General features: G+C 64.9%; 25 protein-coding genes. 14 read left to right on the top strand and 11 right to left on the bottom strand.

Translation table 11 applies throughout. The features are described from left to right. Window positions 1-107 precede the first annotated feature (107 nt). Together XI08_RS41350 and XI08_RS41345 are read right to left on the bottom strand one after the other, a co-directional pair. Window positions 108-836 (bottom strand): SDR family oxidoreductase, encoded by a 729-nt coding sequence (locus XI08_RS41350; protein WP_271578844.1) that lies wholly within the window; start codon window positions 834-836, stop codon window positions 108-110. A 367-nt stretch (window positions 837-1203) separates the two neighbouring features. Then, complete coding sequence (locus XI08_RS41345; protein ID WP_271578843.1) at window positions 1204-1641, bottom strand: VOC family protein; 438 nt, start codon at window positions 1639-1641, stop codon at window positions 1204-1206. Between the two features lie 435 nt (window positions 1642-2076). Here XI08_RS41345 and XI08_RS41340 point away from each other — a divergent pair, with 435 nt between their 5' ends. Continuing rightward, the gene (locus XI08_RS41340) at window positions 2077-2715 is read left to right on the top strand and encodes a glutathione S-transferase family protein (RefSeq protein ID WP_271578879.1); all 639 of its coding nucleotides are present in this window, start codon (window positions 2077-2079) and stop codon (window positions 2713-2715) included. 208 nt (window positions 2716-2923) lie between these two features. Beyond that, window positions 2924-3619, top strand: coding sequence for a glutathione S-transferase family protein (locus XI08_RS41335; RefSeq protein WP_271578842.1), 696 nt, complete (start codon window positions 2924-2926; stop codon window positions 3617-3619). Between the two features lie 94 nt (window positions 3620-3713). Here the strand turns inward: XI08_RS41335 and XI08_RS41330 are convergent, their stop codons facing one another. Further along, window positions 3714-4148, bottom strand: coding sequence for a hypothetical protein (locus XI08_RS41330; protein ID WP_027547918.1), 435 nt, complete (start codon window positions 4146-4148; stop codon window positions 3714-3716). 478 nt (window positions 4149-4626) lie between these two features. Here XI08_RS41330 and XI08_RS41325 point away from each other — a divergent pair, with 478 nt between their 5' ends. From XI08_RS41325 to XI08_RS41310, 4 genes are all read left to right on the top strand, one after another. Then, on the top strand, window positions 4627-5010 hold the full coding sequence (locus XI08_RS41325) for a RidA family protein (RefSeq protein ID WP_271578841.1): 384 nt from the start codon (window positions 4627-4629) through the stop codon (window positions 5008-5010). Between the two features lie 143 nt (window positions 5011-5153). Then, on the top strand, window positions 5154-5414 hold the full coding sequence (locus XI08_RS41320; RefSeq protein WP_027547916.1) for a hypothetical protein: 261 nt from the start codon (window positions 5154-5156) through the stop codon (window positions 5412-5414). Window positions 5415-5654: 240 nt separating this feature from the next. Next, on the top strand, window positions 5655-5906 hold the full coding sequence (locus tag XI08_RS41315; RefSeq protein ID WP_271578840.1) for a hypothetical protein: 252 nt from the start codon (window positions 5655-5657) through the stop codon (window positions 5904-5906). 106 nt (window positions 5907-6012) lie between these two features. Next, the gene (locus tag XI08_RS41310; RefSeq protein ID WP_271578839.1) at window positions 6013-6651 is read left to right on the top strand and encodes a hypothetical protein; all 639 of its coding nucleotides are present in this window, start codon (window positions 6013-6015) and stop codon (window positions 6649-6651) included. Window positions 6652-6657: 6 nt separating this feature from the next. On the opposite strand, the gene XI08_RS41305 is transcribed toward XI08_RS41310, so the two are convergent. Then, window positions 6658-7143 (bottom strand): J domain-containing protein, encoded by a 486-nt coding sequence (locus tag XI08_RS41305; protein ID WP_271578838.1) that lies wholly within the window; start codon window positions 7141-7143, stop codon window positions 6658-6660. Between the two features lie 111 nt (window positions 7144-7254). Between XI08_RS41305 and XI08_RS41300 the strand changes: the two genes are divergently transcribed. Both XI08_RS41300 and XI08_RS41295 read left to right on the top strand, forming a co-directional pair. Then, a complete protein-coding gene (locus tag XI08_RS41300; RefSeq protein ID WP_271578837.1) occupies window positions 7255-8022 on the top strand; it encodes an SDR family NAD(P)-dependent oxidoreductase in 768 nt (255 codons plus the stop codon). Between the two features lie 358 nt (window positions 8023-8380). After that, a complete protein-coding gene (locus XI08_RS41295; protein WP_027547911.1) occupies window positions 8381-8626 on the top strand; it encodes a helix-turn-helix domain-containing protein in 246 nt (81 codons plus the stop codon). Window positions 8627-8647: 21 nt separating this feature from the next. On the opposite strand, the gene XI08_RS41290 is transcribed toward XI08_RS41295, so the two are convergent. After that, complete coding sequence (locus tag XI08_RS41290) at window positions 8648-8929, bottom strand: hypothetical protein (protein ID WP_271578836.1); 282 nt, start codon at window positions 8927-8929, stop codon at window positions 8648-8650. 158 nt (window positions 8930-9087) lie between these two features. Between XI08_RS41290 and XI08_RS41285 the strand changes: the two genes are divergently transcribed. Next, window positions 9088-9606 (top strand): collagen-like protein, encoded by a 519-nt coding sequence (locus tag XI08_RS41285; protein WP_271578835.1) that lies wholly within the window; start codon window positions 9088-9090, stop codon window positions 9604-9606. Between the two features lie 20 nt (window positions 9607-9626). Here XI08_RS41285 and XI08_RS41280 read toward each other — a convergent pair whose 3' ends face one another. Further along, window positions 9627-9848, bottom strand: coding sequence for a hypothetical protein (locus XI08_RS41280; protein WP_027547909.1), 222 nt, complete (start codon window positions 9846-9848; stop codon window positions 9627-9629). A 96-nt stretch (window positions 9849-9944) separates the two neighbouring features. Beyond that, entirely contained in the window at window positions 9945-10211 is a 267-nt protein-coding gene (locus XI08_RS41275) for a DUF2277 domain-containing protein (RefSeq protein WP_027547908.1), read from the bottom strand. Between the two features lie 125 nt (window positions 10212-10336). Between XI08_RS41275 and XI08_RS41270 the strand changes: the two genes are divergently transcribed. The 3 genes from XI08_RS41270 (at window position 10337) to XI08_RS41260 (ending at window position 12605) form a co-directional block, all read left to right on the top strand. Further along, window positions 10337-11398 carry an alpha/beta fold hydrolase gene (locus tag XI08_RS41270; RefSeq protein ID WP_271578834.1) on the top strand — a complete coding sequence of 354 codons (1062 nt, stop codon included), beginning with the start codon at window positions 10337-10339 and terminating at the stop codon, window positions 11396-11398. Window positions 11399-11571: 173 nt separating this feature from the next. Next, complete coding sequence (locus XI08_RS41265) at window positions 11572-11925, top strand: hypothetical protein (RefSeq protein ID WP_027547906.1); 354 nt, start codon at window positions 11572-11574, stop codon at window positions 11923-11925. A gap of 77 nt (window positions 11926-12002) precedes the next feature. Beyond that, on the top strand, window positions 12003-12605 hold the full coding sequence (locus XI08_RS41260; protein ID WP_271578833.1) for a pyridoxamine 5'-phosphate oxidase family protein: 603 nt from the start codon (window positions 12003-12005) through the stop codon (window positions 12603-12605). Window positions 12606-12779: 174 nt separating this feature from the next. On the opposite strand, the gene bfr is transcribed toward XI08_RS41260, so the two are convergent. From bfr to XI08_RS41245, 3 genes are all read right to left on the bottom strand, one after another. After that, on the bottom strand, window positions 12780-13268 hold the full coding sequence (gene bfr / locus XI08_RS41255; protein WP_011089420.1) for a bacterioferritin: 489 nt from the start codon (window positions 13266-13268) through the stop codon (window positions 12780-12782). Window positions 13269-13401: 133 nt separating this feature from the next. After that, window positions 13402-13674, bottom strand: coding sequence for a (2Fe-2S)-binding protein (locus XI08_RS41250; RefSeq protein WP_014492873.1), 273 nt, complete (start codon window positions 13672-13674; stop codon window positions 13402-13404). A 161-nt stretch (window positions 13675-13835) separates the two neighbouring features. Beyond that, complete coding sequence (locus XI08_RS41245) at window positions 13836-14144, bottom strand: hypothetical protein (RefSeq protein WP_442869916.1); 309 nt, start codon at window positions 14142-14144, stop codon at window positions 13836-13838. Window positions 14145-14279: 135 nt separating this feature from the next. Between XI08_RS41245 and XI08_RS41240 the strand changes: the two genes are divergently transcribed. Both XI08_RS41240 and XI08_RS41235 read left to right on the top strand, forming a co-directional pair. Then, the gene (locus XI08_RS41240) at window positions 14280-14615 is read left to right on the top strand and encodes a hypothetical protein (protein ID WP_271578831.1); all 336 of its coding nucleotides are present in this window, start codon (window positions 14280-14282) and stop codon (window positions 14613-14615) included. A gap of 208 nt (window positions 14616-14823) precedes the next feature. Continuing rightward, window positions 14824-15102 (top strand): hypothetical protein, encoded by a 279-nt coding sequence (locus XI08_RS41235; RefSeq protein ID WP_027548307.1) that lies wholly within the window; start codon window positions 14824-14826, stop codon window positions 15100-15102. Window positions 15103-15182: 80 nt separating this feature from the next. Here the strand turns inward: XI08_RS41235 and XI08_RS41230 are convergent, their stop codons facing one another. Further along, on the bottom strand, window positions 15183-16409 hold the full coding sequence (locus tag XI08_RS41230; RefSeq protein ID WP_271578830.1) for a lytic murein transglycosylase: 1227 nt from the start codon (window positions 16407-16409) through the stop codon (window positions 15183-15185). Between the last annotated feature and the right edge of the window lie 6 nt (window positions 16410-16415).

Here is a 16415-nt window from a genome sequence, read left to right as displayed (position 1 = left end):
CTTCTACCGGCCGTAACCGATGGATTCCGCGGTATGGGTCCCGGCCTTCGCCGGGACGACACCGTTGCTTTTCGATGGGTTTCGCTGCGCTCTACCCATCCTACGCCCTAAAGATCGAAATTGGTCGGCAGCATCACGACGTCACGAATTGTCATGCCGCGCGGCCGCGTCAACATGAACATCACGACCTCAGCCACTTCGCTGGCCTCCAGCAGGCTTCCCGAATCCCTCGCTTCCTTCAACTTCTCGGGCGGCCAGTCCGCAAGCAGAGCGCTGACGACCGGGCCGGGCGAGATCGAGCCGACGCGAATGCCGTGCTTGAAGACCTGGCGCCGCACCGTCTGGACAAAGCAGTTGATCGCCCATTTGGACGACGCGTAGACGGGCTCCCACGGCGTCGGAAAATGCGCCGCCAGCGAACTCGTGACGATGATGTCGCCGGTCCGGCGTTCGATCATGTGCGGCAGCACGTCGTGCACGTTTTTCATCACGACGTTGACATTCAGGTTCAGCATCCGGTCGATCGCCATGGTGTCGGCATCGACCAGGTCGCCGCCGACATACGTGCCTGCGTTTGCATGCAGGATGTCGAGTTGGCCGGCCTCCTCCAAAACGCGCGGCAGCAGCGTTGCGCAGTCTTTCGGATCCAGCAGGTCGACGACCAGCGGGATCACGGTGTCGCCGTGCTTGTCGCAGAGCGCCTTCAGCGCGGCGGCGTCGCGGTCGACCATCACCACGCGCGCGCCCGCGGCCAACATGGCCTCGGTACTCGCCAATCCGATGCCGGACGCGGCCCCGGTGACTGCAGCAACCTTGCCTTCCAATTCGTTTGCCATGGGGGCACCATCCTGCTGAGATTGGCAGTATAGCGATCCAGAGCGACCTGGCGAAGTGGATCGCTGCGTAGGTGGGTTAGCGGCAGCGCCCTCAAACTCAGCCGTCGTCCCGGCGAAGGCCGGGACCTATTACCCCAGGGAGCCGTTTGGCGAAGACTCGTCGTTCGGTACTGCGACCGCCGGCAACAGATAAATCACGCGGTATGGGTCCCGGCCCCCGTGCGCAATTGCGCACTAGGCCGGGACGACACCGGTGGATTGGAGGGCAGTTCGGAGCCCGGATGAACGAAGCGATATCCGGGGTCGGCGGTTGACCCGCATGTCGCTTCGCTCATGCGGGCTACAGGCCTGACCCACCGTACGAAGTTCACCCCGCATAAGCCCGATCCAGATCCGCAATCACGATCTTCCGCATCCCCATCATGGCCTGCATGACGCGGCTCGCCTTCGTACGGTCGGGGTCGCCGAGGTAGCGGCCGAGCGCTGATGGGATCACCTGCCAGGACAGGCCGAACTTGTCCTTGAGCCAGCCGCAGCGGGATTCCTCGCCGCCGTCGGCGGTCAGCCTGTCCCAGAAATAATCCACCTCACCTTGCGTCTCCACGCTGATGAAGAAGGACACCGCTTCGGTGAACTTGTATTGCGGCCCGCCGTTGAGCGCGTGGAAGCGCTGGCCTTCGAGCTCGAACACCGCCATGAAGTCGCTGACGGTCTCGATTTTGGCGTTGGGGAACACCGATTTGTAGAACGCGACGGCTTCCGGGACATTGTTGTCGAACCAGAGGAACGGCGTGATCGAGGGCATGGGCGGAAGTCCTTTCTGCTCGGGCGGGACCTGGGTGCTCCAAGGACGCGGCCGGGAGGGGCGTTCCGACAATTGGGCGGGATTTTTTTTGGCAAGCCGTAGGATGGGTAGAGCTAGCGGCGTGGATCGCCGCGTAAGGTAGCAAGCGACAGCGCCCCACACTCAGGTGTCGTCCCGGCCTAGTGCGCAATTGCGCACGGGGGCCGGGACCCATACTCCCAGGAAGCGGTTTGGCGAAGACTCGTCGTTCGGTACTGCAACCACCCGCAACAGATGAATCGCGCGGTATGGGTCCCGGCCTTCGCCGGGACGACACTGTGGGCTAGGCAAGATGGTGCGACTAAATTGGAAGAGGGCAAGCTGTCGGAATCCGCACCGGCCGTTCGTCCTGGAGACGAAGCGCCACCACCCCGGAGACCCAGATGCCCCCCCACCATCACCGCCTTCGAAAGCTCGCCAGACCGCGGCAGGGGACAGGCGCGCGACATGCGCGTCCGCTGGGCGCTGGAGGAATTGGGCCAGCCCTACGACGTCCGCCTCGTCTCGTTCGCGGCAATGAAGCAGCCGGCGCATCTTGCGCTGCATCCGTTCGGGCAGATCCCGACCTTCGAGGACGGCGATCTCGCCCTGTTTGAATCAGGCGCGATCGTGCTGCATCTCGCCGAGCGCCATGCCGGGCTGCTGCCGCTCGAGGCGAATGCAAGGAGCCGCGCGATTGCGTGGATGTTTGCCGCGCTGAACACGCTGGAGCCGCCGATCGTCGAGCTCGGAATGGCGATGCTGTTCGAGCGCGACAAGAGCTGGTACGAGGCGCGCCTGCCCATGTTGCAGGATCGCGTCCGTACCAGGCTCGGCGAATTGTCCCGTCGCCTCGGCGATGCCGACTGGCTCGACGGGGCGTTCAGCGCCGGCGATCTCATGATGGTGACGGTGCTGCGCCGGCTCAACACGTCCGGCCTGCTGGACGAGTACCCTGATATCGCCGCCTATGTCGCCCGCGGCGAGGCGCGGCCGGCGTTCAGGCGTGCGTTCGAGGCGCAGTTGGCGGTGTTCACCGCCGCATCGCGTTCGTAGGAGCGGCCCCCCACGCTCAGCCGTCGTCCTGGCGAAAGCCAGTAACGTAGCCCGGATGAGCGCAAGCGATATCCGGGATCAAGAGTTGACCCGCATGTCGCTGCGCTCATGCGGGCTACAAGGCTAACCCACCCTACGCACCGCCTGGCCATTGCGTCCGCCACAGCTCCCCTGCATGCTGCCTCCGCCAACACGGAGGAGCCCGCCCATGCTGACGCTCTACTCCTACCCAAAGCTGTTCGGCGTTGCCGACAACAACGGCTACGGCCTCAAGGTCTACGCTTTCCTGAAGCTCGCTTGCGTGCCGTTCGTCCATGAGCACATCTTCGATGCCTCCGCCGCGCCGCGCGGGCAGCTGCCCTACATCGTCGACGACGGCGAGACCATCGGCGACAGCGAGACGATCATCGCGCATGCGATCGCGAAATATCGCGTGGGCATCGATGCCGGGCTTTCAGCGGAGGAGCGGAGGACCAATCATTTCGTCACCCGCATGCTGGACGATCTCTACTGGGTGATGTCCTATTCGCGCTGGAAGGACGAGCGCTACTACCCGGCCTTCCGCGATGCCTTCATCGCGCAGCACCCGCAGATCAATGCGGAAGGATTCGAGAAGGCGAAGGCGTACAATGCGCAGCGCTATCATTTCCAGGGCATCGGCCGCTACACGCCGGAGCAGGCCTATGCGCGAGGGCTCGCGGACCTCCAGGTGCTGGCCGAGATCGTGCCCGCCGCCGGTTTCGTGCACGGCGAAGCGCCTGCCAGCATCGATGCCGGCATCTACGGCTTCATCGCCAACATCTACTTCTTTCCGATCCCGACGCCGCTGAAGACCTTCGTCGATGCGCACGCCAATCTCGTCGCACATTGCGAGCGAATTCATGCGGCGGTGAGCGGATCGTAGAGCGTAGCCCGGATGAGCGTCAGCGACATCCGGGGCCGGGAGTTGACCCGCATGTAGCTGTCGCTCATGCGGGCGACGAGGTGCGGCGCGCGCCCTACCGCATCGTGATCGCGAGCCCGCTCAGATCCGCATTCGCCATCAGGCCGGTCTGGTAGCCCGACAGTTCCAGCACCGCGCCCTTCTGGTTGGTGAGCACGATGGCGCGGGCGCCGCGGCCGACGGCAAGGCCGGCACCGGCGGCGCCGTAGACGCCGGCGACGTCGGAGGGACGGTTGATGTTGGAGACGCGGCCGCGCAGCACGGTCTTGGAGCCGCCGAAGACGAGGCCGTAGTCGAGGCCGCCGGTCGAGAGCCCGTAGGAGCGGCCGCGGAAGTTCAGCACGCCCGAGCCGCCGGAGCCGCCGATGATCCAGCCCGCCTTGTAGATCGTCAGCACCACGGTGCCGCCGTCGGCCAGCGCCGAGGTCGAGAGCCCGGCAAGGGCGGCGATGGCGACCAGCGCGGCGCGAAGGGTGGATGCGAGCTTCATGGGGCGTCTCCGGGGGCTATTTTTCAAGGAGGGATCGAATCAGACCGGACGAATCTATCCGATCGATCGCGGCGGCAACATGATGGAGCGGCCGTGGGGCGTGAGTGCAGCAACGCATTCAACTGTCATCGCCCGCGCAGGCGGGCGATCCAGTATTCCAGAGACGGCGGTAGCTGAACCGAGAAGCCGCGGCGTACTGGATGCCCCGGTCAAGCCGGGCCATGACGGCGGAGCTTGGGTCCGCAGGACGGGCAACTTCATGATGCCATTTTGCCCCTGTTTTGCCCGACGGAGCAACCGATTATTTTTCTTTTTCCGAACTGAAAAGACTTCAATGAATTCTGCTCGATCTCTACGGTGCATGGGGTTGTTTTCGCGTTTTTTGTTTTGCCCCCCTGCGCCGGCCCCCTGATGACGATTGCAAGTCCCCCGCATGGCGCTACGCTGATGCGCCCTGCACGACCCCCGAGGTGATCCAATGACGATCCAGCATTTCGCGCCCCCGCCGCACGTGAAGGCACCGCCGCTGTCCTTTGCGACGCGCGTAGGCGACCTCCTGTTCGTCTCCGGCATTCCCGGCTTCGACGGCAATGGCGCGCTGCCCGACGGCTTCGAGGCGCAGTTCGCCAACGTCGCCGTCAACATCAAGCGCGTGCTGGAGGAAGCCGGTGCAACCGCCCGCGATCTCGTCAAGGTCAACGTGCTCTTGACCCGCGCCTCCGACGTCGCCGCCATGAACGCGCTCTATGCCGGCGCGTTCGGTCCGCCGCCCTATCCGGCACGCACCACCTGCGTGGTGCATGCACTGCCCGATCCGAAGATGCTGATCGAGATCGAGGCGGTGGCGTCGCTTTCGAAGTGAGCAGTGTGACTTGCCGGGCACGCGGCCAAACCAAGTGCCCTGCATCGCCTGACATGTCCGTGAACGGCGGCTCCCCGGCTTGCAAAGGACCGGCTTTTACCGCACGAATTTTCGGGTCACACTTCCCCACAAGGAGATATTTCATGCGTCGCGTTCTCGCCCTCTGTGCCGTTGCCGGCATCGCTAGTTCCGTGTTCGCCATGCCCGCTTCGGCGGCAGTCGGCTATTACGTGATCCGCTGGGACAACACCGGCATCTGCCAGGTCTGGAACGAGGACCTGAAGTACAAGCCGTTCCAGTGGGGCGCTTCGACCTACAAGGTCGTCAGCAAGCCGCTGCCGACCTTCACGGCCGCCTCCGACCTCCAGATCAAGCTGCGCGCGGAGCGCCGCTGCACGCTCTGAGCCTGACGCGACAGGCCGGATTTGAAGGGCGGATCGCGCGAGCGATCCGCCCTCTTCTTTTGGGCGGGCGGCCCTCGTTTTCCGGCCAAAATCCCGCATTTCCAGCGCACGCGCTTTGAACCTGATCAGCAGGCGGAACTACTCACATTTTGTCCGGGGCGCGCTCCCCAAAAGCGTCCCGCACCACCCCTCCCGTGATTGTCGGGAGGCGCATCACATCTTTCATTTGAGGAGCTGATCATGCGTCGTATTTCCGTGCTGTGCGCTGCCGCCGGTCTTGCCGTCACTGCCTTCGTGGCCGCGAGCCCTGCCGAAGCCAGCTATCACCTGATCCGCTGGCAGGACACCGGCTTCTGCCAGATCTGGGACGAGAGCATCCCGACCGCGCCGTGGCCCTCTGACTACGCCCGCGTCAGCAGCACCGTGCCGACCTTCGTCGACGCACTGGCGCTGAAGGATCACGCGCTGAAGAGCGGCCGCTGCGCCTGGTAGGATTCGATCGGCGGACGACAAGTGTCGGGCAAGGATGCGATGCTAGCATCCTTGCCCGTTCGCGTTTCCATCCAGCGTTTCTGCTCAGTCCCCGCGGGATCAATCGATGCGCACGCTCACCACGACGGCAGCCATCTTCACCGTATCGCTCGCACTCGTCTCCGCTGGCCGCGCGCAGGCGCCGCAATCCTTCCGCGCGATCTCGCCGATCTTCGGCCAGCTCGTCAGCTTCGCGATGCCGTCGAACTTCGTCGCGGTGTTCGAGAACACCAAGGGCGGCCACTACATCCGCGACGCCGTGCCGAAGGGCGAGACGCCGGAACGCTGGACGCAGATGATCACCGTCACCGGCGAGAAGGGCATGACGCTGACGCCAGGCACCTCGCCCGAGACGTTCGCAGGCTCCATCGCCGGCGGCTTCAAATCGGCCTGCCCGGACAGCTTTGCGGCACGGCCGCTCGGCGCCACGAATTTCGGCCGCTTCGAGGGTTTCGTCGCGGTGATCGGCTGCGGCCGCGTCGACAGCGGCCCGACCCGGCACAGCGAGACCGCGCTGCTGGTCACGCTGAAGGGCACGACGGACTACTACACCATCCAATGGGCCGAGCGCGGCCCCGAGAGCGACGAGCCGCCGGTCAATGACGAACGCTGGCAAGCCCGCCTGCGCGAGCTCAGCCCGATCGAGCTGTGCCCGATCGTATCAGGAGAAGCCGCGCCCTATCCGAGCTGCGTGAACAAGAGCTGAGCGCTGTCACGCGTCCTTGTGCGCGCCGGGATGGATCAGGAGGTCGCGTGCGGCGGCGAGGTCGATGAAGGCTTCCGCGCTGCCGCCGCGGTCGGGATGCATGCCCTTGGCGGCGCGGCGATAGGCTTGGTTGATGTCCTCGCAGGTGAGCTGCACCGCAAGCGGCAGGCCGAGCACCTTGCGGGCGCGGTCCTCGCTCGAGAGTTTCTTCGGCATGGCGTTGCGGCGGCCGAAGCGCGGCGCGGTCAGACTATGCACGACATCGAGGACCACGCCGATGCGGCGCTGAGCCGCCAGCGTGACGCCGTGATCGTCATTGTCCACGGCCTGGCGCAGCACCGGAAGCGCCTGCTCGGCGGCCTGTCGCAGGGTGACATCGGGGCTCATCCGCGCGATCTCGGCCACCAGCCGGCCCGCCTCGGCCCAATCGGCCGGCTCCGCCGACCGCAGGCGCTCGAGCGCCAATTTCCAGGATTCAAGCCGTTCCATCATGCGCGCAACGTTTAGCAATGAAGATCAGTATGCCAAGGCCGCCGTTTCCGACCCCTTAATTTCGAGTTAGCCTTTCATGAAACTTAGAAACGAATCCGGGAGGAAAATGTCATGGCATTGCTTGCAAACCACATCGCCGTTGTCACGGGCGCCGGTTCCGGCATCGGCCGGGCGATCGCGGCCGGCTACGCGCGCGAAGGCGCGCAAGTGGTGCTGCTCGACGTCAACGCCGACACGGTCGCGGAAGCGGCGCAGGAGATCCGCAAGGCCGGCGGCATGGCCGAGAGCTTCGCGCTCGACGTGACCAGGCGCGAGGACTGCTTTGCGCTGGCCAAGCAAGTCGCCGACAAGGTCGGGCAGGTCTCGATCCTCGTCAACAATGCCGGCATCACCCGCCGCAACGCCTTCACCGCGGAGACGGAGACGGTGGCGAAGGACTGGAACGACATCATCTCGCTCAACCTCAACGGCGTCTTCAACATGACGCAAGCCTTCCTCGCTCCGTTGCGCGCAGCCAAGGGCCGCATCGTCAATATCGGCTCGATCCAGTCCTTCGTGCATCTGCGCACGCCGAGCTCGGTGGCCTACACCACCTCGAAACACGGCGTGCTCGGCTTCACCAAGGCGCTTGCGGCCGAGCTCGGCAAGGAAGGCGTGCGCGTCAACGCGATCGGGCCCGGCTTCATCGAGACCAACATCAACGCCAATGTGCGTGCGACCAATCCGGCGCTGGTGCAGACCTTCGTCGATCGCACCCCGCTGGCGCGCACCGGCAAGCCCGAGGACATCGTAGGCCCCGCGATCTTCCTCGCCTCGGACCTGTCGGCCTACGTCACGGGAACGATCGTGATGGTGGACGGCGGGTACCGGACGGTGTGAGGGGGGACACGACGATCTATCGACACACAAGGTGTCATGCCCTGCCGCGGAGCATCCCGTATTCCAGAGACGCCAGAGGTCCCGCGAGGTGCCGCGGCGTACTGGATCGTCCGCTCCAGTGCGCAATTGCGCACAAGGCGGACGATGACACGGAGTGCGTCGCGAGATAAGCCCGCATCCGTGCGCATCCCGCGCCAATCGCGGCGGATTCGCGGCAATCCCAAGGTCAATTGGTGCGATCGTCGGCGATTAACCTTTCATTAACCAAACCCGACCACCGTGGATTTACGGCTTGGGGGTCGTTTGTTCTCGATCCGCTTCCAATGATGGAAGCGGGCGTTGGTCGGGAGGTGTATTGATGACCACTGTTCATGTCGCCGCGCCGCAGGGCGCAGAATTCCTTGCTCCAAACCAGATCGTTCCGCTGCTGATCGGTGCGACCGTCGACGAGGTCGAGCGCGAGCTCGTGCTCCAGACGCTCGCCCGCTGCGACGGCAACCGCACACGCGCGGCGCGCGTGCTCGGCCTGTCGGTGCGCACGCTGCGCAACAAGATCAGGCTCTATGCCGCCTCCGGCATCGACGTGCCGGCCTATCAGGACTAGCGCGTGGCCGCACGAGGTCGATCAGTCGGCCTGCGACGCCCGGCGCGACGATGTGCTGCGAACGCGGCGGCGCAGCTCCTGCTGCAGGTACGCGCCGGCGAGAAACGCGAGCGCGATGATCGCGACTGCGGCCGCGATCAGCTCGATCGCGCGGAGAACGAAGGCCGTCATGACGGCCCATGACCCCTGCGGCTCTTCGGCGAAAGCGACCGGCACGATATCGGGCACGAACTCGTGGGCAAGGCCGAGCGCAATGCCAAGAGTGACTGCAGACAAGCAAAACATTTTCCACGCTTCGCGCATCGGTCGCTCCTCGTGAGGTTGTGGCCGCGCGCCCTCCAATGACACGCCGTCGCGCGCCGCCGGTTGATGTTGATCAAGCGTGGTGCGATGCGCGGACGGAATTGCTGCTGTCGTCAAACGACGCTAAGTAGCTTGCTTCCGGTCAAGGGAGCAGTGGCGTGGCAGACGAACAGAAACGGCAGGGACCTCAGGGTCCGCGCGGGCGGCAGGGCGAGCCGGGACGGCCGGGACCGCAGGGTCATCCGGGCCGGCGCGGCCCGGACGGCGCGCGGGGCAAGCCAGGACCGCAAGGCAAGCCGGGGCCGATCGGAAAGGCTGGGCCACTGGGCAAGGCCGGGCCGCAAGGCAAGCAGGGCGAGGCCGGTCCGCGTGGCGCGGCCGGAGCGCAGGGACCTGTCGGACCGCAAGGGTCGGCAGGGCCGCAAGGCCCGCGCGGCGAGGCCGGCCCATCTGGCCAACTGCCGTCGATCGAACAGGTGTTGCCCTGGCTCGAACAGCTCTTCGACGCCTGGGACGAGCGCCGCCGCCAGCGCGAGCGCGAAGCCGCCGAGCGCGAGGCGCTGGAGGCCGCCGTGCAGGAAACCGACGAGCCGATCGCCGATGACGAGAGCGACGACGGCGAAGGCGACGATCACAAGAAAAAGAAGAAAAAGAAGAAGCACGGCCACAGGGATTAGCCACGCGCTCTTGCCCCGGATCAAGAAGCCCTTGAGGAATCATCCTTGTGTGGCAGCATGCCCATGCGCTCGAACTGCCAGCGCATGGCGCGATACCAGAGATAGCCGACTGCCGCGCCGCACATCGCCAGGATGGCGGCGTTCGCGCTCGAGAACGAGCCGCTCCACCACATCATCCACGCGGTCCACAGCAGCGTGAAGATGATGGCACCTGCTTTGAGGGGAAGAAGGGGGCGGCTCATGATCGTGCTCCGGGTTGGCAAAACCCCGGCAGACATCATTGCAAGTCGCAGCGCTCCATACCGTGAGCCAGATCACGGAACGGGTCTGCGGATCCGCTAGCCAAAGCGCAACCGCGAGCGCTCCTTGGCCTTTTCCGCCTCGATCTCGCGGTCGCGCGCCGGCGCATGGGTGTGCAGCGAGGTGAGGAGCCTTCGCGCTGCCTCCGAGACCTCGGACACTGCCCGCTCGAACGCCTCCTCGTTGGCCTGCGACGGCTTGTTGAAGCCGGACAGCTTGCGCACGAACTGCAATGCCGAGGCATGGATCTCGTCCTCCGTCGCCGGCGGCTCGAAGTTGAACAGCGTCTTGATGTTGCGGCACATGCAGTCTCTCCCGATGGTTTCCTCGAGGACGATCGGCGGAACCAAAATCCTACATTGTTCCGGAGAGTTTTGCTAAGATCCCGCGCAACGCGGCCGCCGGATATGAGCCGCATGGAGAGAGAAATATGAAGGCTTCTTGCGCGGCGCTGTCGGCCATCCTGCTGTCCATCTCAGCGTCGGCCATGGCCGCCGACTATCCTGCGCCAAAACAAGGCGACTGGATCGCCAGGGATTTCAAGTTCCACACTGGCGAGGTCATGCCGGAGCTGCGGCTGCATTACACCACCGTCGGAGAGCCGAGCGGGCAACCGGTGCTGGTGCTGCATGGCACGGGCGGCTCGGGCGCAAGCATGCTGACGCCAAGCTTTGCCGGCGAGCTGTTCGGCGCGGGCCAGCCGCTCGACGCCGCCAAATACTACATCATCATTCCCGACGGCATCGGCCACGGCAAATCGTCAAAGCCGTCCGACGGCATGAAGACGGGCTTTCCGAAATACGACTACGACGACATGGTCGAGGCGCAGTACCGCCTGGTGACGGAAGGACTCGGCGTCAAGCATTTGCGGCTCGTCATCGGCAATTCGATGGGCGGCATGCACACCTGGCTGTGGGGCGAGAAATATCCGAAGGCGATGGACGCACTGATCCCGATGGCCTCGCAACCGACCGAGATGGCGTCGCGCAACTGGATGCTGCGGCGGATCATGCTCGACACCATCCGCGACGATCCCGACTACAATGGCGGCAACTACACCAGCCAGCCGCGCATGATGAAATACGCCGTCACCGCCTACGGCATCGCGAGCATCGGCGGAACGCTGGCCTATCAATCGCAGGCGCCGACAGCGGCCAAGGCCGACAAGATCGTCGACGAGCGGCTCGCGACGCCGATCACGGTCGATGCCAACGACTTCGTCTATCAGTGGGAGTCCTCGCACGACTACAATGCCGGGGAGAAGCTGGAGCAGATCGAAGCCTCGTTGCTGCTGATCAACTCCGCCGACGACGAGCGCAACCCGCCGGAGACCGGCCTCACCGACGCTGCGATGAAGAGGATCAAGAGCGGCCGCCTGTATCTGATCCCCGCCAGCACCGAGACGCGCGGTCACGGCACCACCGGCAATGCAAAATTCTACAGCGAACAGGTCAGGCAATTGCTGCAAACCGCGCCGCAGCGGACGATGTAAAACCGGCGACTGCAAATCCTCATATCGCAATGCATCATATGCGGCGCCTCTCGCGCCGCATATTATTTGAGCATGCAATGCGCTGGCAGCTCGGGCTTAATCGCGTCAACGATACGAATCGACGCGCGGGGCAATCGCGCGCCACTGGCACGACACGCGATGAGGAGGATCGCATGCGCAGGCTCGCACTGTGCGTTTGGCTGGCTGCGATGACGGCGCTGACGAGCGCGGCGTTTGCGTTCGACAACGGGCAATATGACCACGTCCCGCCCGACATCCGCGCCTGGTTCAAGAGCGTGATCGCGCCGAACGGCGTGCCCTGCTGCGACATCTCCGACGGCCATCGCACCGACTACGACGTGCGCAACGGCGCCTATTGGGTACCGATCGAAGGACAGTGGATGGCCGTGCCCGAGCGCGCCATCATCCGCGACCGCGGCAATCCGGTCGGCCAGGCCGTGGTGTGGTACGTCCACCATCGCGGCACCATCATCATCAGCTGCTTCGTGCCGGCCGATGCAGTCTAGCGGATCGTGATGAATTTCGTTGGCCGGGCGCGGCCCCATCGGGTAGTTTGCCGCCGAGCTCATACGGAGGCACACCGTTGACCGATCTTTGCGCCGAAGACCTCGCCACTATCTATGCCAGGCCGAGCCCACGCGTGATCGCGAAGGCACGTCCTGCGATCGATGCGCATGCCAAGAAATTCATCGAGATGTCGCCGTTCTGCGTGCTCGCGACCTCGGGCAGCGACGGCAGCGTCGACGCCTCGCCACGCGGTGGCGGCATCGGCTTCGTCCACGTCGCCGGCCCCAACCAGTTGCTGATGCCCGACCGCTCCGGCAACAACCGGATCGACAGTTTTCGCAACGTCGTCGAAGGCTCGGGCTTCGTGCATCTGCTGTTCTTCGTCCCCGGCATCGACGAGACGTTGCGCGTCGGCGGGCGCGGCACGCTGTCGGCCGATCCGGATCTGCTCGCCTCGATGGTGGAATTCGGCAAGCCACCGCGCGCGGTGCTGAACGTTGCGGTCAGCGAAGTCTATTTCCACTGCGGCAAGGCGCTGATGCGCTCGAAGCTGTGGTCGCCGGAGAAGGTGCAGCGCTCGGTGATGCCGAGCATCGTCGAAGTCATTCACGACCAGACGGGCCTGGGCGAACCGGAAAGTCAGGCGATCGTGGAAGAGCGCTATAAGCAGCAGCTGTAGCTGGCGCAACCAGCCGTCGTCCCGGACAAGCGAAGCGCAGATCCGGGACCCATAACCACAGGAAGTGGTTTGACGAAGACTCGGAGTTGCCGGTCGCGCGCTACGACCACTTCCTGTGGTTATGGGTCCCGGCTTTCGCCGGGACGACACGGGACCAGTGGTTGACGCCGAAGCCTAGTGCCCCTCGCCCTCGAGTCCGCCGACGTGCTTCTGGGTGTAGAGCTCGAGACCGATGCGGCCGATCAGGTCGAGCTGGGTTTCGAGGAAGTCGATGTGGTGCTCCTCGTCGCTCATCAGCTTCTCGAACAGGTCGCGCGTGACGTAGTCCTTGACGCCGTGGCAGTAGGTCGCCGCTTCCTGATAGAGCGCCCGCGCGCTCATCTCGGCGGCGAGGTCGCACTCGATGATCTCCTTGACGTTCTGGCCGATGCGCAGGGGATCGAGCACCTGCATGTTCGGGAAGCCGTCGAAGAACAGGATGCGCGCGGTGAGCTTGTCGGCGTGCTCCATCTCCTCGATGGATTCCTTGCGCCAGACCTTGGCCATGTCCAGCAGGCCCCAATTGTCGAGGAAGCGGTAGTGCAGCCAGTACTGGTTGATCGCAGTCAGTTCGTGACGCAGTGCCTTGTTGAGGTAGTCGATGACTTTTGCGTCGCCCTGCATGGTTCACTCCAGCTCTCGCAGTCCAAATCGGTCCTAAACCGAATTTAGAACGCTTCTAAATGAGTTTACGCACGGGAGCAACCGGCTACGGAGCCGCAGCCGGGGAAAAGCTCAGCCGAGGTTGCGGAAGATTTCAGCAGGCCGCGAGAGCGAACTGGGTGAGCTCGGCCGTTTCGTCATTGGCGGCCACGGTGTGGCTGTGCGGGCAGCCGGAGCAGCAGGACTTGGCGCAGGGGCCAAGCGCTTCGTCGATGATGGTCTTGATCGTCCGCGCGCAGCGGCCGCACTCGGCGCTACAGCCGAGGCAGCCATAGACCTGCTTGGCATGGCGCACGGCGTCGTCGGACTCGGCGACAGCAGCGCGGATGTCGTCATCGCTCAGCACGTTACAGGAACAAACGATCATGGAAGCGGCAGGCCCTTCGGTGATGCGCCATCATCGATATTTAAGGGGCCGGCCGGATGCAAAAGGAAAAACCGGTATTTGAAGCTATTCCAAACTGGCCCGCAAACAGCCTAGAACGGCTCTAAAATAGGGTGTTGCGCTGGATCAAGATTGCGGCGGACCTAGTCGCCGCCACCGCCTCCCCCACCGTCGCCGCCGCCTCCACAATCCCCGCCCCCGCCGCTATCGCTGCTGGAACAGCTGCCGCCATCGGTCGAGTTCCCCGAGCTGCCGCCCGAAAACCAGCTCCCCAGCGAGAAGCCGTCGCTCGTCCCCGAATAGCTGTCTCCGCCCCCACTGCCGCCATCGCTGCCGGCCCCTGCGCGGGAGCGGCGCCGGCCGCGGTTCTGGAGGTGGGTGATCCAGCCGTAGCCGATCGCAAAGACGACCCCGGCAGCAATCAATGCATTGATCAGCGCGTTGCCCATCATCGCCTCCCTGGCGGAGCTGCGGTCCATACCAATTCGTCGCACCCGGCCAAGGTGCCGTTCATTGATCATTCAAACGAAGTATGGAACTTTGTCCCCCAAACAGTTCCCGCGTGTTTGTGCGAAAGGTCAAAGCCAATGAAGAAGTCCCTCCTGGCAGTCGCTGCCCTCGCCGCTGTGGCCCTGACGGCCGGGACGCCGGCCCATGCGCAGCGTGGCGTCGCTGCCGGCGTGGCAGCCGGGATCATCGGCGGCGCCATTGTCGGTGGCGCGCTCGCCTCTCCGTATTATTACGGACCGGGGCCCGGCTACGCCTATGGTCCGGGTTATGACCCCGGTTACTACCCGCCCCGCTACTACGCGCCGAGTCCGGGTTATGTCGCCGACGACTATTACGGCGGCTGCGCCTGGCAGAGGCAGCGCTTCTGGGACGGCTACGCCTGGCGCGTCCGCCGCGTCAGGGTCTGTGGCTGAGGCGCCAACCGGTTCACTACGGACGCGCCGTTCATCTCGGGGCCCGAAAAAGACCGCTTTTTCTCGTCACAGCTCTGCGTGCGTTTACCGTGGATTGACCATTTGCGCGCTTCCTAGCTGCAAGGCCAATTCCATCAGAGTGTGCGTGAACCTTTGAACCCCGGGCGCCTCTAACAAGGGGAACCCATCTCCCAGGAGAGCCAAGAGCATGAAGAAGACTTTAGTTGCCGCCCTCACGGTTGCGACGGTCGCCGGTTCGCTGGTGACCGCCACTCCGCCCGCCAAAGCCGGTGACGGCGTCGGCGCGGGCATCGCTGCCGGCCTGATCGGCGGCGCCATCGTCGGCGGTGCGATCGCCTCGAGCCGTCCGGCCTATGGCGGCCCCGTCTACGTGGCCGAACCGCCGCCCCCGCCCTGCTACTGGCAGCGCCAGCGTTACTGGGACGGTTACGGCTGGGTCATCCGCCCGGTTCGCGTTTGCTACTGATCTGATCGCACGGCGCTCATCAGCGCTGCGATCGAAGCCCGGCCGAGACCATCGGCCGGGCTTTTTCTTTTGGTCCCGCGCTATCGCGCCGCCTGGATCGAACGCAGCACCTCTTCGCTCGGCCAGCAATCGACCTTGAGGCCCGCCGACTTCTGGTAGGCGCCGAGCGCTGCGCGCGTTTGCATGCCGGCCTTGCCGTCGATCTTGTCCTTGTAGAGCCCGACGCGCGTGAGCCCGCGCTGCATGGTCTCGACGTCCTTGGTGCGCAATTGCTTCGAGGCCGACCACGGTGTTGCGAAGGGCAGCGGGCTCGTCATGCGGTCGCTGAGATGACCGACGAACAGCACGTACAGGTCGGAGAAATTGTATTCCTTGATGACGAAGTAGTTCTTCGTGGTCAGGAATGAGGGGCCGTAGATTCCCTCCGGCTGTAGCAACGAGGCCGGCTGCGCCTGTTCCGCGGTGCTGAGCTTTTGTCCACGCACCGGCACGAAGCCTTCCCGCAGCCACTGGCTGATCGGCTTCGTCACCTCCGGCACGCCGGTGGTGCAATCGACCTTGGCCGGCGCCTGCACCTCGTAGGCCCAGCGCACGCCGCTCTGCCAACCCTTGTTGACGAGCTGCTGCGCGGCGGAGGCCAGCGCATCCGGCACCGAATGCCAGATGTCGATGCGGCCGTCGCGATCGAAGTCGACGCCGTGGTTGTAATACTCCGACGGCAGGAATTGCGTGAGCCCGGTGGCGCCGGCCCAGGACGAGCGCATGTCCTTGCGCGTCACCACGCCCTCGCCCAGGATCTTCAGCGAGAGGATGAACTCGTTGCGATAGGTGTCCTTGCGGCGTCCGACATAGGCCTGCGTCGCCAGCACGCGGACGAGATCGTAAGGCAGCGTGTAGCGGCCGTAGTCGGTCTCGCGTCCCCAGATCGCCAGCATGACGGTGGCAGGCACGCCCGAGCTCTTCTCGATCTCGGTCAGCGCGGGACGATATTTTTGCAAGAGCCGCTGCCCCTCGCCCGCAAGGCGCGCGATCGAGGCGTCCCTGACGTAGTCGGCCGGTACCTGCACGAACTCGGCCTGCGACGGCGCGCCGGTCGCGGGCCGGCCCGGCAGGATCAGGTCCGGCAGCTTGTAATCCGGCTCGAGCCCGCGCGTCTGCTCATCGAACGTCGCGCGCGACACGCCGGCGGCCTGCGCCTCCGGCCAGAGCGAGGCGATGAACTGCGTGAAGGCAGCGTCGGCGGCGCGGGCGGACGACCAGCCGCAGGTGACGACGATCACCGCGGCTATGAGCGCCCGCCGCATCATGCCGAC

The organism is Bradyrhizobium sp. CCBAU 11361 (assembly GCF_028128935.1).
GTDB classification, from domain to species: Bacteria; Pseudomonadota; Alphaproteobacteria; order Rhizobiales; family Xanthobacteraceae; genus Bradyrhizobium; species Bradyrhizobium niftali.
This window is presented reverse-complemented; position numbering and strand designations above follow the sequence as displayed.